At 68.9% G+C, this 21,124-nt stretch carries 19 protein-coding genes and 3 pseudogenes; 13 read left to right on the plus strand and 9 right to left on the minus strand.

Annotated features, from left to right (window positions below):
• Window positions 1–423: 423 nt before the first annotated feature.
• On the minus strand, window positions 424–1,332 hold the full coding sequence (locus AB0J95_RS18735; protein ID WP_364758687.1) for an NADP-dependent oxidoreductase: 909 nt from the start codon (window positions 1,330–1,332) through the stop codon (window positions 424–426).
• Between the two features lie 75 nt (window positions 1,333–1,407).
• Between AB0J95_RS18735 and AB0J95_RS18740 the strand changes: the two genes are divergently transcribed.
• The 4 genes from AB0J95_RS18740 (at window position 1,408) to AB0J95_RS18755 (ending at window position 4,627) form a co-directional block, all read left to right on the plus strand.
• Window positions 1,408–2,313 carry an AraC family transcriptional regulator gene (locus AB0J95_RS18740; RefSeq protein WP_364758690.1) on the plus strand — a complete coding sequence of 302 codons (906 nt, stop codon included), beginning with the start codon at window positions 1,408–1,410 and terminating at the stop codon, window positions 2,311–2,313.
• Window positions 2,314–2,357: 44 nt separating this feature from the next.
• A complete protein-coding gene (locus AB0J95_RS18745; protein ID WP_364758692.1) occupies window positions 2,358–2,705 on the plus strand; it encodes a VOC family protein in 348 nt (115 codons plus the stop codon).
• Window positions 2,706–2,740: 35 nt separating this feature from the next.
• A complete protein-coding gene (locus AB0J95_RS18750; RefSeq protein WP_364758695.1) occupies window positions 2,741–3,586 on the plus strand; it encodes an SDR family oxidoreductase in 846 nt (281 codons plus the stop codon).
• Window positions 3,587–3,769: 183 nt separating this feature from the next.
• Window positions 3,770–4,627, plus strand: coding sequence for an alpha/beta hydrolase (locus AB0J95_RS18755; RefSeq protein ID WP_364758698.1), 858 nt, complete (start codon window positions 3,770–3,772; stop codon window positions 4,625–4,627).
• 27 nt (window positions 4,628–4,654) lie between these two features.
• On the opposite strand, the gene AB0J95_RS18760 is transcribed toward AB0J95_RS18755, so the two are convergent.
• Window positions 4,655–5,101, minus strand: coding sequence for a group II truncated hemoglobin (locus AB0J95_RS18760; RefSeq protein WP_364758700.1), 447 nt, complete (start codon window positions 5,099–5,101; stop codon window positions 4,655–4,657).
• A 13-nt stretch (window positions 5,102–5,114) separates the two neighbouring features.
• Window positions 5,115–5,945: a LysR substrate-binding domain-containing protein gene (locus AB0J95_RS18765; RefSeq protein WP_364758703.1), complete on the minus strand. Its 831-nt coding sequence runs from the start codon at window positions 5,943–5,945 to the stop codon at window positions 5,115–5,117.
• 81 nt (window positions 5,946–6,026) lie between these two features.
• Between AB0J95_RS18765 and AB0J95_RS18770 the strand changes: the two genes are divergently transcribed.
• On the plus strand, window positions 6,027–6,890 hold the full coding sequence (locus AB0J95_RS18770) for an MBL fold metallo-hydrolase (protein WP_364758706.1): 864 nt from the start codon (window positions 6,027–6,029) through the stop codon (window positions 6,888–6,890).
• An 84-nt stretch (window positions 6,891–6,974) separates the two neighbouring features.
• Here AB0J95_RS18770 and AB0J95_RS18775 read toward each other — a convergent pair whose 3' ends face one another.
• The gene (locus tag AB0J95_RS18775) at window positions 6,975–7,769 is read right to left on the minus strand and encodes an MBL fold metallo-hydrolase (RefSeq protein WP_364758709.1); all 795 of its coding nucleotides are present in this window, start codon (window positions 7,767–7,769) and stop codon (window positions 6,975–6,977) included.
• Between the two features lie 27 nt (window positions 7,770–7,796).
• On the opposite strand from AB0J95_RS18775, the pseudogene AB0J95_RS18780 reads away from it, so the two are divergent.
• A pseudogene (locus tag AB0J95_RS18780) lies at window positions 7,797–8,743 on the plus strand (nucleotide disphospho-sugar-binding domain-containing protein).
• On the opposite strand, the gene AB0J95_RS18785 reads toward AB0J95_RS18780, so the two are convergent.
• Entirely contained in the window at window positions 8,728–9,282 is a 555-nt protein-coding gene (locus AB0J95_RS18785; protein WP_364758712.1) for a dihydrofolate reductase family protein, read from the minus strand. The pseudogene AB0J95_RS18780 and the gene AB0J95_RS18785 sit on opposite strands and share 16 nt — an antisense overlap.
• Entirely contained in the window at window positions 9,279–9,872 is a 594-nt protein-coding gene (locus AB0J95_RS18790; RefSeq protein WP_364758714.1) for a dihydrofolate reductase family protein, read from the minus strand. The genes AB0J95_RS18785 and AB0J95_RS18790 overlap by 4 nt, the downstream gene beginning before the upstream one ends.
• Window positions 9,873–9,983: 111 nt before the next feature.
• Here AB0J95_RS18790 and AB0J95_RS18795 point away from each other — a divergent pair, with 111 nt between their 5' ends.
• Complete coding sequence (locus tag AB0J95_RS18795) at window positions 9,984–12,704, plus strand: AAA family ATPase (RefSeq protein WP_364758717.1); 2,721 nt, start codon at window positions 9,984–9,986, stop codon at window positions 12,702–12,704.
• Here AB0J95_RS18795 and AB0J95_RS18800 read toward each other — a convergent pair.
• The gene (locus AB0J95_RS18800) at window positions 12,701–14,185 is read right to left on the minus strand and encodes a caspase family protein (RefSeq protein WP_364758720.1); all 1,485 of its coding nucleotides are present in this window, start codon (window positions 14,183–14,185) and stop codon (window positions 12,701–12,703) included. The two genes, AB0J95_RS18795 and AB0J95_RS18800, sit on opposite strands and share 4 nt — an antisense overlap.
• Before the next feature lie 132 nt (window positions 14,186–14,317).
• Between AB0J95_RS18800 and AB0J95_RS18805 the strand changes: the two genes are divergently transcribed.
• From AB0J95_RS18805 to AB0J95_RS18830, 6 genes and pseudogenes are all read left to right on the plus strand, one after another.
• On the plus strand, window positions 14,318–14,815 hold the full coding sequence (locus AB0J95_RS18805; protein WP_364758723.1) for a hypothetical protein: 498 nt from the start codon (window positions 14,318–14,320) through the stop codon (window positions 14,813–14,815).
• A gap of 65 nt (window positions 14,816–14,880) precedes the next feature.
• Complete coding sequence (locus tag AB0J95_RS18810) at window positions 14,881–15,231, plus strand: hypothetical protein (protein ID WP_364758726.1); 351 nt, start codon at window positions 14,881–14,883, stop codon at window positions 15,229–15,231.
• Window positions 15,224–15,679, plus strand: a pseudogene (locus AB0J95_RS18815) (caspase family protein); the annotation flags it as partial. The gene AB0J95_RS18810 and the pseudogene AB0J95_RS18815, both read left to right, overlap by 8 nt.
• Window positions 15,680–16,018: 339 nt before the next feature.
• A pseudogene (gene treS, locus AB0J95_RS18820) lies at window positions 16,019–17,692 on the plus strand (maltose alpha-D-glucosyltransferase); the annotation flags it as partial.
• Between the two features lie 80 nt (window positions 17,693–17,772).
• Window positions 17,773–18,588, plus strand: coding sequence for an ion channel (locus tag AB0J95_RS18825; protein ID WP_364758827.1), 816 nt, complete (start codon window positions 17,773–17,775; stop codon window positions 18,586–18,588).
• A gap of 24 nt (window positions 18,589–18,612) precedes the next feature.
• A complete protein-coding gene (locus tag AB0J95_RS18830) occupies window positions 18,613–18,993 on the plus strand; it encodes a DUF1761 domain-containing protein (RefSeq protein ID WP_364758729.1) in 381 nt (126 codons plus the stop codon).
• Here AB0J95_RS18830 and AB0J95_RS18835 read toward each other — a convergent pair.
• Together AB0J95_RS18835 and AB0J95_RS18840 are read right to left on the minus strand one after the other, a co-directional pair.
• A complete protein-coding gene (locus AB0J95_RS18835) occupies window positions 18,962–19,501 on the minus strand; it encodes a hypothetical protein (protein ID WP_364758731.1) in 540 nt (179 codons plus the stop codon). The genes AB0J95_RS18830 and AB0J95_RS18835 overlap by 32 nt on opposite strands.
• 68 nt (window positions 19,502–19,569) lie before the next feature.
• The gene (locus tag AB0J95_RS18840) at window positions 19,570–21,105 is read right to left on the minus strand and encodes an ABC transporter substrate-binding protein (RefSeq protein ID WP_364758734.1); all 1,536 of its coding nucleotides are present in this window, start codon (window positions 21,103–21,105) and stop codon (window positions 19,570–19,572) included.
• Window positions 21,106–21,124: the final 19 nt, after the last annotated feature.

Here is a 21,124-nt window from a genome sequence, read left to right on the forward strand (position 1 = left end):
GCCTCCGCCACCCAAGGCCGGGTCGGATGGCAGATGCTGCCCCCCGGCCCAGACCGAGCGGCGACGCGACGCCGGACTCCACCACCCACCCAGGTCGGATGACAGGCGACGCCCGCCTCCACCACCGACCCCCATGGATGCCGCCGTGACAGCGGACTCCACCACCCAGCTCAGTTCGGACGACAGGCGATACCCGCCTCCGCCCCCACATGGGTGCCGCCGTGACGCCGGGCTCCATTGCCCGAGCAGGCAAGGTGGTGTGCGAAGCGGCGACCGGGAATCGGGCCCTGCACACTGAGCGGGCTGGGCGGCGCGGACCGCTGTCGCGTGCGAACTGTCGATCAGGGCCGCACGACGACCTTCTCCGAACCCGGACCGGCTCGATGGGGACGCCCAGCGAGTCGGCCAGGCCGGGCATGTGAGTCAGGGGTGGAGGATGATCTTGCCGCGGATGTCGCCTGTTTCGGCGCGGTGGTGGATGTGTGGGAGGGCGGTGAGGGGGTGGGTTTCGGTGATGTCGTCGGTCACTGCGCCGGTGTCGATCAGGTCGACGAGGTGGCGGAGGTCGTTGGGGTCGTTGCGCATCACCATGTGGGCCGCGTGGATGTCCACTGTAGACGGGAGGGTGACGGGGACTGACACTGAGATGATCGTTCCGCCGGGGCGGACCCAGGGCACGATGTCCACTGTGGCCGGGAATCCGGTGATGTTCAGGATGGTGTCGACCGGTTCGGTGAGGGCTTCGGTCACCGGCGTCCTGGTGTAGTCGATGATGTCGTCGGCGCCCTGGGCCAAGACGGCCTGGTGGCTGCGGGGGCTGGCGGTGGCGATAACGTGGGCGCCTGCGTGTTTGGCGAGCTGGACCGCGTAGCCGCCGACTCCCCCGCCCGCGCCGTTGACCAGAACCCGTTGCCCGGCAACGACTTTGGCGTGTTCGAAGACGGTCTGCCAGGCGGTCAGGCCGGCCAGCGGGATGGCGGCGGCGTGCGCGAGCGGCACGGTCACCGGGGCGTGCACCAACCGCGAAGCCGGGGCCGCCACGTAGGCCGCGGCCGCTCCTCCGTCCAGGACACCGATCACGCGATCACCCAAAGCGAACCTGTCCACGTCCGGACCCAGGGCGACGACGGTCCCGGCGACGTCCCAGCCGAGGGTGAACGGCAACGCGATCGGGAAGAGCGTGGCCAGGACGCCGGAGCGCAGGGCGACTTCGGTGGGGTTGAACGAGGTCGCGGCGACCTCGAGCAGGACCTCGCCGGGCGCCGGGACGGGGATCGGGAGGTCGTCGAAGCTGATGGCCGAGCCGAACGACCGGATGCGCGCTGCTTTCACCCGACCGACAGTAGGGTGGGCGCAGCGAGACGAACCATGCGTGGAACTCCTCGATTTATATGAGATCGTCTCCGTGTGGATGTACTCAGTGACGTGCTCGCGGTGATGCGGACCGGGCGGCCGGTGTCGGCGCGGGCGGCCTGGCGCGGGCCGTTCGGTCAGCGGTTCGCCACGGTGCGCGGGTCAGCCGGGTTCCAGGTCGTGCTCCAGGGCACGTGCTGGCTGATCGCGCCCGACGCCGAACCCACCCCGCTCGGCCCCGGTGACGTGGTGTTCATGCCGCACGGCCGCGGGCACGCGCTGGCCAGCAGCCCGGACATGGAGCTCGCCGAATGCGGTGCCGGCAGCCCGCAGGCCGCCGAAGGGCCGGTCACCGCGACACTGTGCGGCGCCTACCAACTGGATCCCACTCGCGCGCATCCGTTGCTGCGCAGCCTGCCTGAGCTGATCCACCTGCCCGCGCGGCTCGGCCGGCACCAGGATCTGCGCGCCGCCATCGACCTGCTGGCCGCGGAGCTCGACCGGCCCCGGCTGGGCACCGACGCGCTCATCCCCGCCCTGCTCGAGACCTTGTTGTTGTACCTGCTGCGTGCCTGGTTCGACGATCAGCCACCGGAAACCGGCTGGGCCGCCGCCCTCAACGACACGCCGGTGGCCGCCGCCCTGCAAGCGATCCACCGCGACCCCGCCCGGCCGTGGACCGTCGCTTCGCTCGCGGCGGAGGCCGGGCTGTCCCGGGCGCCGTTCGCGCGGCGGTTCGCCGAGCTGGCCGGGCGGCCGCCGTTGACCTACTTGACCTGGTGGCGGATGGTCATCGCGGCCGGGATGCTGCGGGACACCAGCGCCCCGCTCACCGCCATCGCCGGAAAGGTCGGCTACGCCTCGGAGTTCGCCTTCGCGCATGCGTTCAAACGCGTCTACGGCATGCCACCCGGCCGGTTCCGCGCTTCGCACACCGGCAGAGTTTCGGACGTGCCCTGAGCGGCAATGCCATGGGCATGATCGGACGTATTCGAAGTGTTGTCGTGGACACTCGGGACCCTCATGGCCTGGCCGAGTTCTGGGCCAAGGTGCTGGGCGGCGAGATCGTGGCGGACGAACCGACCTGGGTGACGGTCCGGGACGACCGCGGACGGAGGTTGTCATTCCAGCTTTCACCCGAGCACGAGGCGCCGAAGTTCCCCGACACCCATGGGTCGCAACAGTTCCACCTCGATCTGGAGGTGGACGATGTCGACGAGGCCGAGCGGCAGGTGCTCGCACTGGGTGCCACCCGCGTGCGGGACGCTCAGGAGGACAACACCTTCCGCGTGTTCCGCGACCCGGCGGGGCACACGTTCTGCCTGGTGTACGACGTCACCCCGGCCGGCTAGCGTTTCGGCCCCGGCCGAGCGGCTAACCCGGAGTCATGGGACAACCAGCACAGCAACAGCAACACCCAGGACGCACGGACGAGATGACGCCCCGGCCGCGCGACAGCATGGCGGACTACGTGGGCCGGGATCTGTTGCGCGGCAGGAAGGCGCTGATCACCGGCGGGGACTCGGGGATCGGACGGGCCGTCGCGGTGGCGTTCGCCAAGGAAGGCGCGGACGTCGCCATCGCGTACCTGTCCGAACACGACGATGCCAAGCACACCGCGGAACTCATCCACGCCGCAGGTCAGGAGTGCCTGCTGCTGCCCGGAGACCTGGGTCGCGCGGAGCAGTGCAGGACCGTCGTGCAGGAGACGCTGGACCGCTTCGACGGGCTGGACCTGCTGGTGAACAACGTGGCCACGCAGCGGCCGGTGGACGATCCGGCGGACCTCACCGAGGAGCAGTGGCTGCACACGTTCGACGTGAATCTCCATAGCTACTACCGGGTCACGACCGCCGCGTTGCCGCACATGCCGGATGGCAGCGCGATCATCAACACCGGGTCGGTGAACGGCCTGCGCGGCAACAAGACCCTGATCGACTACTCGGCGACCAAGGGCGCGATCCACGCGTGGACGATGGCCATGGCCCAAGCCCTTGCCCCGCGCGGGATCCGGGTCAACTGCGTCGCGCCCGGTCCGGTGTGGACACCGCTGATCCCGGCCACCATGCCGCCGGACAAGGTCGAGTCGTTCGGTGAGCACACGCCGATGGGCCGGCCCGCGCACCCGGACGAGATCGCGCCGAGCTACGTCTTCTTCGCCGCGGACCGGTTGTCGTCGTACTACTCCGGCCAGACGCTGGGCGCGCTGGGCGGGGAGACACATCCGGGCTGAACCAGCAGGCCTTCGGGTGATGACCAATTGTCGCTCAATGCTGTACAATCGACGGCAGAGCCCAATGCGAGGCTTTCTGAGTTCTCTTCGAATTCTTTTGTTTCCCAGGCCCTTTGGGTACAAAAAATAGCCCAAAAGGGCATGAGTGTTGCTGTTTTTCCGGCCGGACCCATAATCGGTTTCGTGACTCCGACATACGTTTTCGTTCATGGGTCCGGCACGAGTTCTGCCAGCTGGCAGGCCACTCAACGGGAAATGGCGTTGCGCGGGCACCGCACGGTCGCGGTGAACCTGCCGGGGCGAGGCGCCGGGTTCTCCCTCGCCTACCACACCCAGGACCTGGCGACATTCGCCAGGGAGCCGTCCGCGGCGGCCTGGATCACCGGCACGCGGACCGTCGCCGAACTGGTGGAGGTCGTGCGGCGGGCGCACGTGAACGGGCCGGTGATCCTCGTCGGGCACAGTTTCGGCGGCCTCCCGCTCACCGGCGCCGGGAATGCCGTTCCCGGCCTGATCGACCGGATCGTGTACATCGCCGCACAATGCCCGGTCGACCGGCGGGCCGGCGATTATCTGACCCGGCCGGAATGGGCCGAGACCGATCTGCTGCCGATCACCACATCGCTTTACCTGGGCAACCCGGCCGAGCAGGGCTTCATCCGGGTGAACTGGCGCGGCGCCCGGGGTGAGGCCCTCAAAGCAATGCACGCGGCGATGGGCGCGGATCTGTCCGAGCAGGAATTCGCGATGCTCCTGGCCACCATGCAGCCGGACGAGATCTGGTGGCAGGACCAGCCGAGCTGGGACATCCGCGCCCAGCGGGACACCTGGGGCCGCATCCCGCGGACCTACATCCGGACCCTGCTGGACCACTCCATGCCGCTGACCGCCCAGGACACCTACATCACCGAAGGCGACGCCCTGACACCCGGCAACCCGTGGGACGTCCGCTCGATCGCCAGCGGCCACGCCGGCTTCCTGCGCCGCCCCGCCGAACTCATCGAAATCCTCACGGACCTGGCCGTCCCAGCGTTGCACTGAGATAGCGCGGGCGGGGTGGTGGCGGAGTTACGGCTGGCGCAAGCCGGTCCAGGTCCATTGGGGGATGGACAGGTCGGCGGGCACGGCGGCGGCGGACTCGTGGTACTGGGACATCGTTGTTGTTGTGGCCCAGGCGAAGTAGTCGTACAACACCTGACGGACCGGGTCCTGCAGGCCGAGGTCGGTGAGGGCCTGGTCGAAGCAGGCGATGGCCCGGCGGTCCATGTCCTCGTGGGGGCCGTTGCCGCTGTGCATGCGGACCACGTCGGACTCGGTGCCGTACTTCGCCGAGAACACCGCGGGGCCGCCAAGGGCCTCCGCCCAGTAGGCGGCCAGGCGTTCGCTGTGGTGGGGGTGGAAGCCGTGGCTGAAGGCGTGGCTGACCACCTCGTCGGCCATCACCCGGATGTGCCAGGCCTCGGCCAGGCGCAGCAGGCCCTCGTCGCCACCGGCCGCTGAGTACACGCTCTCCATGGTCGCAAGCATGTCACCCGGTGGCCAGCTCCACGAAGGAACGCACCAACGGGTTCGGTTTGGTGGCGGGCCAGGCGACCAGCAGCGGGCTCGGTGGCATGTCCCGCAACGGAATCGTGGTGAGCCCCTTCGGCAGCTCGTGTCCCAGCGGCGCCAGGCCGACGGTGTTGTCCCACAACACCGAATGAACACACTCCTGCACGGTCCGCACCACCGGCCCGTCGCCGCGGTTCCAGTACGCGCGCCACAACGCATCGGTGCCGTCCGGGAAACGGAACCACCGGCGCTCGGCGAGATCCGTCAACGCCAAGGTCAACGCGCGCGCCAAGGGGTCATCATCGCGCAGCACCACGCCGATCGGGTCGGTGCGCAGCACGCGGGTCATGATCCCGGTGGTGTCAAAGGGCCCGCGTGTCATGGCGACGTCGACGAGACCCGACCGCAGGCCGGTCGTGGGATCGGTGAGGTCGGACTCGCGGATCCGCACCCGGATGCCGGGATGCCGCTCCCGGAACGCCGCCGCGGCCGTGGCACCGGCCTCCGAAACGGTGTCGCCGAGCGTGCCGACGGTGATCGTGTCCGTGCCGGACACCGCGATCACGCGCGTGCGCGCCTGGTCGGCTTGGGCGAGCAGGGTTCGCGCCTCGTCGTACAGCGCCGCGCCCGCCGCAGTGAGGTCCACACCGGACGGTGAGCGGTCCATCAGCAGGCAGCCGAGGTCGGCTTCCAGCCGTTTGATCGCGCGGCTCAACGGCGGCTGGGTGATGTGCAGGCGCGTGGCGGCCCGGCCGAAGTGGCGTTCCTCGGCGACGGCAACGAAGTACTGCAACGTCCGCAAGTCCATCACCAGTGACGATACCCGCGCGGTATCGGGGCCACGGATTTGGTGTTGGACGGCCGTCGCGGCAACGGCTGAACTGGGGATGTGAAGCCGATCGTGGATGTGTCGCACGCCGAAGAGATCGCCCCGGACCTGGTCGTCATCCCGAACCGGAACGTCCAGCTGGTGCCGAACATCGGGGTCATCGGCGGCCGCGAGGCCGTGCTGGTGGTCGACACCGGGATGGGTCCGCGCAACGCCGAGATGGTGCTGGCGTTCGCTCGCGAGTACGCGAAAGGCCGCCGGATCTATGTGACGTCAACGCATTTCCACCCCGAGCACGCGTTCGGCGCGCGGACGTTCCAGGACGAGGCGACCTTCCTGGTCAACCGCGACCAGGCCGAGGACCTGGCCCGCAAAGGCGCAGGCTACCTGCACATGTTCCGCGGCCTCGGCGAAGCCATCGCCGAACAGCTCGACGGCGTTGAGATCCCCCAGCCGGACACCGTCTACGATCAGGCCCTCGACCTCGACCTCGGCGGCCGGGTCGTGCGGCTGCGCGCCACCGGACGCGCACACAGCAAGGGCGACCAGGTGATCCGGGTCGATGATGTGCTGTTCACCGGCGATCTCGTGGAAACCGGCCAGTTCGCGATCTTCCCGTGGTTCCCGCCGCACGACACCGACGTCTCCGGGATCCGCTGGATCGAGGTCATCCGCGGGCTCGCCGAGGAGCGGCCCAAGGTCGTCATCCCCGGTCACGGCGACCGCGGCGGGCCGGAGGTGCTCGACGACGTTCGCGGCTGTCTTGAACTTCTGCGGGACGAGACGTGGGCCCGCCGCGACTCCGCGATGGGCGAGCAGACCATCGTCGAGGAGGTCACGGCGGTCCTGCTGCGGCGATACCCGGAGTGGGAGGGCCGCGAGTGGATCGAGAAGGGGGTCGGCTGCCTGTGCGCCGAACAGTGATGTGGGCGAGGAAATCAGCCTGTCGGCGGTGGTTCTCGGGCTGCTCGCGGTGATCCACCGGTCACCGTGGCCGGACCTGCGCCGCTAGAGCTCCGTGAACGGCTCGGTGAGGTGTGGTGTCGCGAAGACAGCCTTGCGCGCCAACACTTCCTCGCGCGTCCGGCGCGCCAGCTCCTGGTCGCGCTCGTACACGTACCCCACCGACGGGGTCATCAGCTGCACCGCGTGCACGAGCACGTCACCGGTCACAACCAGTTGTGTGTCACGGCTTTCCACCACGACCGACTGGTGACCGGGCGTGTGCCCCGGGGTGGGGAACACCGTCACGGTCTCGCCGGACGCCGCTTTGGCCAGGGTCAGCTGACCGTCCACTTCGTCCAGTTGACCGGCCTCGCGCAGCGGCCGCACCGCCCACGAGTACAGCGGCGCGGACTCCTCGAGCCACGCGGTTTCCGTGCGCTGCAAGATATAGCGGGCGTTCGGGAAGGTCGGCGTGCCCGCCGCGTCGACCGCCCATCCACAGTGGTCGGTGTGCAAGTGGGTCAACACCACCGTGCTGACGTCCTCCGGCGCGATGCCCGCCTCGGCCAGGACCGACGGTAGCCTGCCGGGAGTGTCCGCGAAGCTCGACGCCGGCGCCCCGGCCGGGCCGATCCCGGTGTCGACCAGCACGACTCCACCGTCGGCGCCCTGGATCGCGAACGCCCGGAAGTCCAGCCACCACTTGCCGTCCTCGGCGAACGCGGCCGGATCGGCCGCCCGCGCCAGCTCCCACTCCCGCTCCCCCGCGCCGGGAAACGCCTTCGCCCAGTCCAGGAACGGCCCGCGCCCATCCCGCAAGGCCGTGACCGTCAACCCACCCACCGCACGACTGTCCATACGGCCAGCCTAGGTACATTCGCCGCCATGCGCGTGCTATTTGCCGGCCTGGCCTCCGCCGGCCACACCTACCCGATGGTCCCGCTGGCCATCGCGCTGCGGGAAGCCGGGCACGAGGTGCACTTCGCGGCCGGGGAGGAGGTGCACGCGCCGTTGGCGGCCAACGGGTTGCGGCCGTTGCGGCCCGCGGACGCGTTCTACGAGATCTACGCCGAGGACCTGGCGCCCGAACTGGACCGGCTGCGGCCGGACCTGGTCGTCCACGGGTGGGCGTGCCCGGCGCCGCGGAGGCCGCCGAACGGGCCGGGATTCCCGGGATCTGGCACGGGTTCGGCCGGCTGTTCCCGGACGGCATCGGCCTGGTGCGGCCGCTCGGCAGTGGCCGGCTGCACGTCGATATCTGCCCGCCTTCGTTGCAGGACAAGGACTTCACCGAGGAACGCATCCTGCTGCGGCCGGTGCCGTTCTCGCCGCCGGGGCCGGTGCCGGTGACCGGCCGGGTCGTCTACGCCACCCTCGGAACCGCGTTCGGCACCGCTGACCTGCTCACGACCATCATCACAGGCCTGGCCACAATGGACGCGCAGATCGTTGTGGCTTCGGGGCGGGTCCGGCCGGAGGAGCTCGGCGACGTGCCGGACAACGTGACTGTGCGGGCCTGGGTGCCACAGGCGCAATTGCTGCCGCACGTCGACCTCGTGGTTCACCACGGTGGGAGTGGCACGACGTTGGGCGCGTTGACGGTCGGCGCCCCGCAGCTCATCTTGCCGCAGGGCGCCGACCAGTTCGCCAATGCCGACGCGGTCACCTCAGCGGGCGCGGGCCTGACGCTCAACCCCCAGCAGGTGAGCGCAGACGCCATCGCCTCGCAGGTCCGGCGCCTGGGGGAGCATCGCGATGCGGCTCAGGCCGTCGCCCGTGAGATCGCCGCGATGCCGTCCCCCGCCGAGGTCGCCGGTCAGCTCGCGCGGTAGCGGAGCAGGACGTTGTCCGACCCGTCCAGCCTGCGGGTCTCGATCAGGGCGAGCCCGTCCACCGGTCCGGTGAAGACCGGCACGCCCTCGCCGAGGGCGGTGGCTCCCACGATGAGGTGAACCTCGTCCACCAACCCGGCCGCGAGCAGGGCGTTCCAGGTGACCCGGCTACCGAACGTGATCACGTTCCCGCCGAGTTCCTTGACCCGGGTCCCGGCGTCGGCCCGGCGCACGATCGTGGTCTCCGGCGTGACATCGTCGCTGGTCAGCGAGTCGGACACGACGGTGACCGGGATGCGGCCGTAGATCTTGCCGAACTCGCGGTGCACGCTGCTCGCCGCCGGGTTGGTCGCCTGGAGGGGCCAGAAGCCCATGAACATCCGGTACGAGTTCGCCCCGAGCAGCAGGCTGTCCGCGGCGCGCAGACGCTCCAGGTTGTAGGCGTCGAACGCCGTGTCCATCGGCAGGACCAGCGGGTTCCCGTCGGTAGCGGCGTAGAACCCGTCCAGGGACATGATGTTGCAGGCGATCAGGCTCACTTGCCGATCTCCTTCTTGTCGTACAGCAGGCAGAGAGCACCGCTCTCGGTCGTCGTCGAGGAGGTCAGCGCCCAGGACGCGCCCGGCAGGCCGTCCTCGAAGATCCTGGCGCCGCCGCCGATCACCTCCGGGCACAGCGTGATGCTCAGCCGGTCCACCTCCCCCGCGGCAAGCAGCTGCCGGATGACGCTCATGCTGGCCAGCACGATGATGTCGCCGCCGCCCTGCTCCCGCAGCTGCTTGACCACGGTCGCCGGGTCTCCGTCGGCCAGCCGCGCGTTCGCCCACTCGACCTCGGTCAACGTGCTGGTGAAGACCACCTTGTCCACCTCGTTGAGCCAGCGGGAGAACGTCCGGTCCTTGGGGTCGGCGTTCTCGTCGTCCGCGATCGCCGGCCAGAACCCGCCGAACCCCTGGTAGTTCTTGCGGCCGAGCAGGGCGGTCGTGGCCGGCGAGGTGACCGCGACCATGTGCGTGCGAGCGCCGTCGGTGATCGCGTGCGGGACGATCCAGCTCATGTCGTACTCACCGGCCGGGCCGGCGATCCGCCCGTCCAGCGAGAGGGCGAGGTTCGCGACCAGTTTGCGCATTTCACGGTCCTTTCGGGTCTCGGTCGTGATGGCATAGCTTTATCCGCGAGGTGGCAGGCTGTCGTCATCAGACCTGATGACTTCGCGTCCGGCTGGGAGGTCACGCTGGGGATGCAGGGCCCATGGGTGGGCCGCGCCGACGAGGTCGCCGCGGTCCGTGCGGCCTACTCGCGTGCTCCTGGGGTCGTGCTGATCTCCGGTGAGGCCGGGATCGGCAAGTCGCGGCTCGTGAGCACTGTGACGGCGTCGCTGCCCGGCGCTCCCCTGGTCCTGTCCGGCGGGTGCCTTGAGCTGGGCGCCGAGGGCGCGCCCTACTTACCGTTCGTGTCCGTCCTGCGCGACCTTGTGCGTCAACTGGGCCGCGATCGGGTGATCTCGCTGCTGCCGCCGGACGGCAGCGCGCTGGCCGACTGGGTTCCCGGGCTCGGGCCGGTGCTCGCCGGGTACTCGCGGACCCGGTTGCTCGTGGAGATGCTCGACCTGGTCACGAACCTGCCCGAGCCGGTCGTGCTGGTCGTGGAGGACCTGCACTGGGCGGACGCCGCCAGCCGGGAACTGTTCGCCTACCTGGCGCGCAACCTCACGGGCGCGGTCTTCCTGATCGGGACCGTGCGGACCGGTGAGCTGGCCGCCGAACACCCGAACCGGCTGTTGCTGGCCGAGCTCGGGCGGCGGGCCGAGGTGACCCGGGTCGAGCTGGGGCCGTTGTCGTCCGACGAGGTCTTCTCGCTGCTCGCGGGCATCGAGGGCGCGGCGGACCGGGCCCGGGGGCAGCGCATCCATCAGCGCAGCGGCGGAAACCCTTTGTTCGTCGAGGCGCTGAGCACGGCCGGTGAGGATTCCGGTGACCTGCAAAGCTTGTTGCTCGCTCGGATCACGTCGCTGTCCGCGGACGCCCGGTCGGTGTTGTCGGCTTTGGCCGTCGCCGGTGCGGAGCTGGATGAATCGTCCTTGGACACGGTCTGCGGGCTGTCCGGGGTTGCCGAGCTGGTCTCGCGCGATTTGGTGACGGCCAGTTCGACGGGGTACACGATCAGGCACAGTTTGATCGGCGAGGCTGTGTACTCGTCGTTGTTGCCCGCGCAGCGCCGGGACTTGCACGCGCGGTGTGCCGCCGTGTCGGAAGATGGTGCCGCAGCTCGGCATTGGACCACGGCTGGGGAGTTCTCCCGTGCTCTGCCTGCCGCGTGGCGGGCCGCTGCCGACGCCGCCCGGCGGAACGCGTACGACTCACAGGTGCACCTGCTTGAGCTGATCCTCGCGCACTGGCAGCCCGGCGTTCTTCCGGTGGACCGGGTCGAGGTGCTGGAACAGGCCGCCGCCGCGGCGTTCGCGGCCGGACGGTCGGTGACCGGGATCGAGCACAGCACCGCCGCATTGGGCGAACTCTCCGCGGAGGTTCACCCAGATCGGGTGGCCCGGCTCCTGGGGCAGCGCGGCCTGCAGAGCAACCGGGTGAACGGTGGTGGCCTCCCCGACTTGGCGCACGCGCTCGAGCTGGCCCGTTCGGCGGAGGTGCGCAGCTGGCTGCTGTCCGCGCTCGGGTTCATCCACGTCGCCGCCTACCGGCTGCCCGATGCGGGGCGGTGCGCGGCCGAAGCGGTTGAGCTGGCTTGCTCGGATGGCCTGCGGGCACGGGCATTGCTTGTCTCCGCGGCGGTCCGGGGGATGACCGGGGAGTTCGCCAAGGCCCGTGCGGAGTTCGCCCTGGCCCGGCGCCTGGCCGACGACGAGCAGATCCACCTTCTGACGTTCCAGTGGGAGGCGGACGCCGTAGATCGGATGGGACAGACCGAGGAGGCCCTGCGGCTGGCGCGGGAGGGGCGGCTGGCGGCCGAACGGCTCGGCATGGGACGGTCGCGGGGCTCCATGCTGGCTGCCGCCGCGGCTTACCTGCTGCGCGAGCTGGGGCGATGGGACGAGGCGTTGCGGCTGGTCGACGATGCCCTGGCCGACCAGCCGCCCCCGCTGTACGGCGCCTACCTGCGGGCGGTCGCGGCGGAGATCGTGCGCCGCCAGGGTGACGCCACGCGGTTCGACGTGTTGATGCGTCAGCTGACCGAGTACCTGCAGCACAGCCCCGGAGCCGTCGACGTGCGGGCCGAGACGGTGCTCCATCGCATCGACTGGGCCCTTGACCAGGGCACACCCGAGGTGGCCGACCAGATCCTGGGTTCGTGCCTGGACGAGAACTGGCCGGAGTCCGAACGCCTGCGGTCGCTGGTGCTCGGCGCCCGCGTCCAACAAGCCAGACGCGCAGCGGCACCACGCAACCGCCGTCTCGCGGCTTCGATCTCCGACCGGCTCTCCGCGCTCACCGCGCTGTTCCCGGGCCCCGCGAGCCCGCTGCACTCGGCATACCGGCTCACCTTCGATGCGTTGACAACCACCGGCACACTGTCCACATGGGACTCAGCGGTCGCCGCGTGGCGTGCGCTAAACCGCCCCTACGAGACCGCCCAGTGCCTGGTCGACGCCGCCACCACCGCCCTGTCCACCAACAACCGTCCCGGCGCCACCACCCGCCTCCACCAGGCGCACACCCTGGCTTCAGAGCTGGGCGCCACTCCCCTGCTGGCCCACATCGACGACCTCATCGCCCGCAGCGGCCTCACCCCAGAAGTGAAGGAACGCAACGACTTCGGCCTCACCGCGCGCGAACTCGACGTCCTGCGCGTCCTCGCCCGCGGCCACAGCAACCCCAACATCGCCACCGAACTGTTCATCAGCCCCAACACCGTCGCCACCCACGTCGCCCGCATCCTCACCAAACTCGGCGCGGCCACCCGCACGGAAGCGGTGACCAAAGCCCGCGACACCGGCCTCCTCTAGCTCCGGTTGGCGATGAAGGACGCGATGAACGCGCGCAGATCCGGGCCCAGTTCGGTCTTGACGGCCTGGCTGGACTTGCTGATACCCGGGTGTTCCACCAAGTCACGGATGAAATCCGAATCAGGGTCCGGCCCGGCGGCGACGCACAGCACCGTGATCTCGACTGGCGACTTGCGGATCAGTTTCGCGTAGGTACGTTGCCAGCCCGGTGGACCATCGGTCGGGTCGCCGTTTGCGATGACCGCGATGAGCATGCGCGCGACGAACTGCCCCCTGGCGCTGAGTGCTGCGATGTCCACTATGGACTGCTTGTCCAGCAGTGTGAAGGCGGCGGTGTACGACCTTCGCGAGGAAACCGGGTGGTGGCTGAACCGCGGTGCGGTGACATCGAGGGCCGACGCGGCCAGGTGGGCTTCTCCTGCGAACGCGATCACACCACACCGCACGCTCGGCGAGTACTTGAGCACCTGGGCACGCAGATCGTTCACGAGATCGTCCAGCTCGCGGACCCGCTGTTCGTCCGAAACGGACACATCCACGAGCAGGTACACCAGGAGAATCCCTGAGCGCGCCGCTGCGGTCGTGCCGTCTGCCCTACGGCTGTGTGTGCTCGCGGCTGTTGGACCACGTTCGCTCAGCTTCTCGACGATCGCCCTGAGCCGGGTCAGGTCGTCGGGGCCCAGCTGCCCCAACTCCGCGAGTGCCGCCCGCACCCGGCTGATCGACGGCGTTCCAGGCTCGCCGACCGGTGGGGTGCGGGCCAGAACTATCTCGCCTTCGCCGCCGTAGAGCCAGCGTTGTGGGGTCTGGTTCTCGGTGCGGGCGGCGGCGTACTGGTAGGCGTCCTCGACGGTGATGTGCCCCTTGCCCTCGCGGTCGGCTTTGCCGGTGCGGAGACCGTCGACCAGGGCCTCGGTGAACACCGACCCGCCTTCGTGCAGGGCCTCGCCTTCGAACGAGTACTCCGTCGCCCTGGACGCGGTGAGGATGACCCGGCCCCGGCCACCGGCGAGCCGCCGGTCCAGGTCGATGTCGGTGTCGCCCTTCGCATTGCGGGAGAAGGCGCCGCTGAAGCAGCAGTCGAGGATCACCACCTGGCGGCGCGCCCGGCACTCGTCCAGGCGTTCGAGCAGCCACTCGGCCGACATCGCGGTGGACGCGAGCTGGTCCCGGTCGGTGTCGGCCGCCGCGAAGTAGAGCTGGCCCCGGGTGTCGAGCAGACCGTGGCAGGACAGGTACAGGACGACCAGGTCCGCGGGGTTGCGGGCCAGCAGGAAGGCATGGACGGACCGGCGGACCTCGTGTTCGGGGCGGTCGGTCACGGTTGTCACCTGGAACCCGCCGATGTGCGGGTCGGCGAGGACTTCGCGCATGCCCGTGGCGTCCTGCGCGGGAGCCCGCAGCCTGGCCAGCCGGGTGTCCGTGTACAGGCCGGTGGCCAGCACCAACGCCGCTCGCGGGTCGGAAAAGGGCGTGCCCAAGCGTCGACCTCCCCATTCGTCCCGGGCAGCTTATTCGGGCAACCCGCCGGAGGGGTGGAACGTCCCAGTCGGTGTTGTCTCGCGTGGAGTGTCTTGTTGTACTGGTGGACGCACCGGAGGAGATGGGGGCTTGTGAAACGGGTCTGGTGGGTCGGGCTGGTCGCGGCGGTGGTCGCGGGCTGTGGCGCGCCGACCGTTGTCACAGGTGTGCCCATCGCGGCGCCGCGGATCCCGTCGATCCAGAAAACCGGGTCCGCGCCACCACCGCCGACCAGCCAGAGTCCGTCGACCACCAGCGCTACGACCGAGGAGACCCCGTCGTCGGTGGACGCCGCACCGGGCGGCGACCCGGGCACGGTGGTGCAGGCCTACTTCGACGCGATCAACTCGAAGGACTACAAACGAGCCTGGGAACTCGGCGGCAAGAACGTCGGACATCCCTATGACAAGTTCGCGGCCGGGTTCGCCACGACCGACCACGATGTGCTCACCGTCGTGTCCGTTCAGGGAACGACGGTGACCGCCGACCTCACCGCGTTCGAAACCAACGGCACCCAGAAGAAGTTCCACGGCACCTACATCGTCACCGACGGCACGATCACGAAGTTCTCCGTCAAGGCCGTGGGCTGACGTAACGAGGACCAGGCAGGTGCCGACTGTTGCCGCATAGGGGCTCATCCGAGGTCGAGGTGACGATGGACGTTCTGATTTCGGTCGACGGCGGCGACGAGGTGCAGGAGTTCGCCGACCTCTGGAACTGGCTCCGCACCCAGCGGGAACTGGTCGGAGCCGTCCGAGAGGTGCGCAGCGAACCCGGCGAAACCGATCTGGGCGGCGTAGCGGACGTGCTGATGGTGGCCCTGGGATCCGGCGGTGCGGGCGTGGTGCTGGCCCAGTCCCTGACCGCGTGGATCCGCACCCGGCGCCCGACCATCACGCTGAAGGTGAAGACGCCCACGAAAACGATCGACCTCACCGCCAGCAACATCGACGCCCACGACGTGCTGCCCCTCCTGGATCAGGCGCTGACCGAGAACGATGAGTGACAAGGTCGACTTCTCGCGGTCCCGCGCCATCCTGATCGGCACCTCCCGTTACGAGGACGAGTCGTTCCGTTCGCTGCCCGCCGCCGAGAACAGTCTCGAATCGATGCGAGACCTGCTGGTGGACCAGGCACTCTGTGAGTGGCCGCCGGACCGGGTCACGATGGTGAAGGATCCGTCGGACGTCCGCGAACTGTTGCTGGAGCTGCGCAACCACGCCCGGGCCACCGACGACGTTCTCCTGATCTATTTCGTCGGGCACGGAGTCCTGTTGCCGCGGGGCGAACTGTGTCTCACGATCTCCACCACCCTGACCACGGACCCCGACTACACCGGGGTGGAGTACGAACGTGTCCGCGGCATCCTGATGGACAGTCCCGCCCGCACGAAGATCGTGATCCTCGACTGCTGCTACTCCGGACGCGCAATCGAGGCACTGGGCGACGACGTGGCCGACCTGACCGATACGCAAGGCGTGTACACGCTCACGGCGAGCGATCGCGCCGCGCACGTGGTGCCCCTGGAGCAGCAGCGGGATCACGCCACTTCTTTCACCAACGAGTTCGTCCGCCTTGTGCGGGACGGAATTCCGGATGCGCCGGAACGCCTGCCGCTGGACCTGATCTACATGTACCTGCGCCAGCGGTTGAGGCAGAAGGAACTTCCCGAACCCAACCAACGCAACACCGGCACCGCGGACAAGTACGCGTTCAGCCGGAACGCCGCTCTGCGCAAGACCGTCCCGCAGCGGCGGCGGTTCCAGCTTCCCAGCACGCCTGTCGTCCGGGCCTGGTACAAGACAGCGGTCTTCTACGAGGTGCTGATCCAGGCCTTCACCGACCTGAACGGGGATGGCACGGGTGAGCTGCGCGGGCTCGCCGCCAAGATGGACTACCTCAGCTGGCTGGGCATCGACTGCGTGTGGCTGCCGCCCTTCTATGCCTCACCGTTGCGCGACAACGGCTACGACATCAGCGACTTCCGGGCGATCCTGCCCGTGTTCGGTGAGATCGACGACCTCGTCCATCTGCTGAACGAGGCGCACCGCCGCGGCATCCGGGTCATCTCCGACCTGGTGCTCAACCACACCAGCGACGCCCATCCCTGGTTCCAGGCCTCCCGCAGCGACCCATCCGGCCCGTACGGCGACTTCTACGTCTGGAGCGACGACGACCGGCGCTACTCCGAGGCCAGGATCGTCCACGCCGACACCGAGACGTCGAACTGGACCTACGACCCGGTCCGCGGCCAGTTCTACTGGCACCGCTTCCACTCCCACCAGCCCGACCTCAACTACGACAACCCCCAGGTCCAGGAGGCGATGCTGGAGGTGCTGCGGTTCTGGCTGGACCTGGGCATCGACGGGTTCCGCCTGGACGCCGTGCCCTACCTGTTCGAGGAGGAGGGCACCACCTGTGAGGACCTGCCACGCACCCACGAGTTCCTCAAGCGCTGTCGCAAAGTCGTCGACGACGAGTACGAGGACCGCGTGCTGCTGGCGGAGGCCAACCAGTGGCCGTCGGACGTCGCGGACTACTTCGGCGACCCGGCCTCCGGCGGCGACGAGTGCCACATGGCGTTCCACTACCCGTTGATGCCCCGCATCTTCATGGCCGTACGCCGCGAGTCCCGGTTCCCGATCTCGGAAATCCTCGCGCAGACGCCTGAAGTGCCGTCCCGGTGCCAGTGGGCGATCTTCCTGCGCAACCGCGACGAGTTGGCCCTCGAGCTGATGAGCAGCGAAGAGCGCGACTACATGTACGCGGAATACGCCCGGGACCCGCAGATGATGGCGAACATCGGTATCCGCCGTCGCCTGGCGCCGCTGCTGGACAACGACCGCAACCAGCTGCAACTGCTCACCGCGATCCTGCTCAGTCTGCCCGGCTCGCCGGTGCTGTACTACGGCGACGAGATCGGGATGGGCGACAACATCTACCTCGGCGGCCGCAACGGGGTACGCACGCCGATGCAGTGGACACCCGACCGCAACGGCGGCTTCTCCCAGTGCACCCCCGGCCGGCTCTACCTGCCGGTCGTGGCCGACGCGGTGTACGGATACCAAGCCGTCAACGTCGAGTCGCAGCTGAACCAAACCTCGTCCCTCCTGCTTTGGACGCGGCGGATGCTCGAAGTGCGCAAGCAGCACCCCGCGTTCGGGCTCGGCCACTTCCAGGAACTGGGGTCGTCGAACCCGAGTGTCCTCGCCTATCTGCGCTACCTGCCCGCGGATCCGGACCAGGAGTCCGAAGAGGACTTGATCGTCTGCGTGAACAACATGTCCCGGTTCCCGCAACCGGTCGAGCTGGATCTGTCCGGTTTCGACGGCCGCATCCCCGTCGAGCTGACCGGCGGCGGACGGTTCCCGTTGATCGGCGAGCTGCCGTACATGCTCACTCTGCCTGGACACGCGTTCCTCTGGTTCCAGCTCACCGAGGTCCCTGGAGAACCCGAGTTCGTCTGAGCTACTTTCACGCTTTTCCGTCACACGCGGAATAAACTGCGTAGATAGTCCTGAAGGTAGTGAGCAAGAATCTGCGCGTGATGAAGACTGACCCGGAATGGCGGCTGGCCATGTGGGAGCGGCGGACGGAGTGGCCGTTGACGGGCCTCGCCGCGGTGTTTCTCGGTGCGTATGCCTGGCAGGTGCTGAAGACCGACGCCTCGCCGGAGCTGCACTTGACGCTGGAGTTCGTGCTGTGGAGCACGTGGGTGGTGTTCGCGGCGGACTACCTGATCCGGCTGTCGCTGGCCCGGCACAAGGGGCGGTTCTTCTACAAGCACCTGTTCGACCTGCTCGCGGTCGCCCTGCCGATGGTGCGGGAACTGCGGGTGCTGCGGCTGGTGACGGTGATCAGGGTGCTCAACCGGCGCGCGTCCTCGGCGATGCGCGGCCGCGTCGGGATCTACGTCGCCACGATCACCGCGCTGATCTGCTTCTCCTCCGCGCTGGCCGTGCTGGATGCCGAACGCGGGGACCCGGAGAGCGGGATCCAGACGTTCCCGCAGGCGCTGTGGTGGACGCTGACGACGATCTCCACGGTCGGCTACGGCGACTTGTACCCGCACACGTGGGGCGGCCGGCTGGTCGCGGCCAGCCTGATGGTCGGCGGGATCGCACTGCTGGGTGTGATCACCGGTATGATCGCGTCCTGGTTCCTGGAGCGCATCCGGATGTCCACTGAGGACACCATCGAGGAGAGCATCCAGCAGGAGACCGACATCCTGCGCGACGAGATGACCCTCTTACGCGCCGAGATCGCCCGGCTGCACGCCCGCCTCGGCGACGAGCATCGATGTGACCACGGTCACAACCAGGTCGTGTCGAGGACCGGCCCGGAGCTTCTACGTCCCCCGTGAGAACAGCTCACGAGGAGGACAGCAGTGAACATCATCGCCATCGTCACCGTCGTCATCGGCGCCTTCGTGCTCAGCACGGTCTACTACATGATCACCGGCAAGGCGCGGGCGGAGATCCTCGGCACCGGGCCGGACGAGCGCCCCGAGCCGTGGAAGATGCTGGTCGAACTGCTGCGCAACGCGGTCCTGGCCGGCGTGATCGCCTGGTTCGTGCACGAGCAGGGCATCACAACCGCCGGCGGCGGCCTCGCCCTGGCCGGGCTGGCGTGGCTCGGGTTCCCGGCCGTGCTGCTGTCCGGCTCGGTCATCTGGGACAACGTCCGCGCCAAGCTGGCGGTGATCCACGGCGGCGACTGGCTGATCAAGATCGCGTTCATGGCCGTGCTGCTCGGTGTCTGGCAGTGAGCCGGGCGACCGCGGCCAGCACGTCCCGCCGGACCAGCCCGCTGCCCGGCCGGATCACCGCCCAGTAGCAGCCGAACAGCAGCCGCGAACGGGTATCGGTCGAGTAGCCGCGAGTCTCGGTGGACAGCACCACGCCGTCACCCGCGGGTTCGACCCGGAAGTCGGTCAGGTACTTGGTCCAGCCCGGTTCCCGGAACGAGGTGAATTCGTCCACAGTAGACACCTCCAGCTTGGACGGACGTGGTTGCCAGGCGCGGGAGATCCCCGCGCCGATGGCGTACAAGGGTTCGTCCTGTTCCAGCAGCTTGATCGGGCCGCCGTCGAACATCGGCTTCGACCGGTCTCCTTTCAGGCCGCGCACCGCCACCAGCATCCGGGTCAGCGCGAGATCGTTCAGCGTCACCGAATGCAGCGCCTGCCACACCGCTTCCGCAGTGGTGTCGCGGATCTCGCGGCGGTGCCGCTCGCGGAAGTGGTACACGGGCATGACTTCGTCGATCGTTCGCATGCCCGCACGCTAACCAGGCCAACCCCGGGTGACCTCCCTCTCGGGAGGGATCCCGGACGAGGGATGTTTCAGACGAACGACACCGAGCGGAACTGGAACGACGACAGCGGCAGGTTGCGGTCCGGCACGAACCCGGTGACCTTGCTGGTGTGCGCGTCGACCTGGTTGCGGAAGCCCCAGATGATGTACCCGCCGGAGTCGTACTCGATCCGCTGGGCGCCCTTGAGCAGCTCCGTCCGCCGGGCCGGGTCCAGCTCCCCGCGTGCCTGGGTGACCAGCGAGATGAACTTCTGGTCGGCCCAATGGCACTCGTTGAACGGCGCGTTGGGCAACGAGCCCTGCGCGACCTGGGGCAGGTAGCTGCGGGTGAACCAGTAGTCCACGGCGAAGACCCAGTCCAGGTACTGCTTGCCGTAGAACACCCCACCGTCCACAACGCGCACTTGCACCTTCACCCCGGCGCCCTCGGCCTGTTTGGCGAACAGCTGGGCCGCCTCGACCGCGCCCGCGCCGATCCCGCTGGAGGTCACCAGTTCCACCTGCACGCCGGACTTTCCCGCCTGCCGCAGCAGGGAGCGGGCCTGCGCGAGGTCCTGTTTGCGTTGCGGGAACTCGCTTGCGTAGCCGACGTCGAACGGCGAGTACAGGTCGTTGGCGACCCGGCCCTGCCCGGACAACGCCTGGCTGACCAGCTGCTCGCGGTCGGCGATCAGCCGGAACGCCTGGCGCACCCGGACATCGTTGAACGGCGGCCGGTCCACCCGCATGGTGAACGGCGTCCACCCGCCGGTCTCGGAGATCAGCACCGTGGACCCGGCCGCCTTGACCGTGTTGATCTGCGACGGCGGCAGGTTGTCGATCGCGTCGACATGCCCGTCCAGCAACGCCTGCACGCGTTCGTCGTCCGAGGGGTAGTCGATGATCACCAGCTCGTCGGCGTACGGCTCACCGGGCCGCCAGTAGTGTTCGTTGCGGGGGAAGGAACTCATCCGGCCCGGCTCGAACGTGCCGAACCGGAACGGCCCGGTCCCGACCGGCGCCTTGAGGTCGAATCCCGTTGGCACGATGGCCATGTAGTACTGCGCGAGGTCGTCCTGGAACAACGCGTACGGCACGGTCAGCGGGATCCGCAAAGTCCGGTCGTCCAGCTTGCGCAGGTTGGCCATGTCCACGATGCCCAGTGCCGCCGCGCCGGTGCCGGGCAGCTCGGAGATCCGCCGGAACGTGAAGATCACGTCGTCGACGTCGAGCTTCTTGCCGTTGTGGAAAGTGACCCCGTCACGCAGCCGCAGTGTCCACATGCGACCCTGCTCGCTCGGCTCGATCGACTCGGCCAGCACGGGTTCGATGTTGTACGCGGCGTCCCGGCCGAACAGCGGTTCGTACAGATTGGACACTCGCGCCTGGTCGGGATACGTCGGCGGGTGGTGCGGGTCCACAGTGTCCGATGCGCTGCCGCCGGTCACGCCGACCCGCAGCACTCCCCCGCGCCGGCGTGGCCTCAGAGCCGCGTCCAGCGCCTGGCGCCCGGGTTCGGTGGTGGTGCAGGCGGTCAGCGCGCTGCCGGCTCCGAGCAGGCTGCCGGTGCCAAGCAACGCGCTCACCCGGAGCAGGTTTCGGCGC

Source organism: Actinocrispum sp. NPDC049592, from assembly GCF_040675465.1.
GTDB lineage: Bacteria > Actinomycetota > Actinomycetes > Mycobacteriales > Pseudonocardiaceae > Kibdelosporangium.

Excerpts from the sequence above, each read along its gene's own strand:
- AB0J95_RS18750 (WP_364758695.1), top strand. The coding sequence starts at position 2,741 with ATGGGACAACCAGCACAGCAACAGCAACACCCAGGACGCACGGACGAG.
- AB0J95_RS18760 (WP_364758700.1), bottom strand. The coding sequence starts at position 5,101 with ATGGAGAGCGTGTACTCAGCGGCCGGTGGCGACGAGGGCCTGCTGCGC.
- AB0J95_RS18765 (WP_364758703.1), bottom strand. The coding sequence starts at position 5,945 with ATGGACTTGCGGACGTTGCAGTACTTCGTTGCCGTCGCCGAGGAACGC.
- AB0J95_RS18775 (WP_364758709.1), bottom strand. The coding sequence starts at position 7,769 with ATGGACAGTCGTGCGGTGGGTGGGTTGACGGTCACGGCCTTGCGGGAT.
- AB0J95_RS18790 (WP_364758714.1), bottom strand. The coding sequence starts at position 9,872 with ATGCGCAAACTGGTCGCGAACCTCGCCCTCTCGCTGGACGGGCGGATC.
- AB0J95_RS18795 (WP_364758717.1), top strand. The coding sequence starts at position 9,984 with ATGCAGGGCCCATGGGTGGGCCGCGCCGACGAGGTCGCCGCGGTCCGT.
- AB0J95_RS18810 (WP_364758726.1), top strand. The coding sequence starts at position 14,881 with ATGGACGTTCTGATTTCGGTCGACGGCGGCGACGAGGTGCAGGAGTTC.
- AB0J95_RS18825 (WP_364758827.1), top strand. The coding sequence starts at position 17,773 with ATGAAGACTGACCCGGAATGGCGGCTGGCCATGTGGGAGCGGCGGACG.
- AB0J95_RS18835 (WP_364758731.1), bottom strand. The coding sequence starts at position 19,501 with ATGCGAACGATCGACGAAGTCATGCCCGTGTACCACTTCCGCGAGCGG.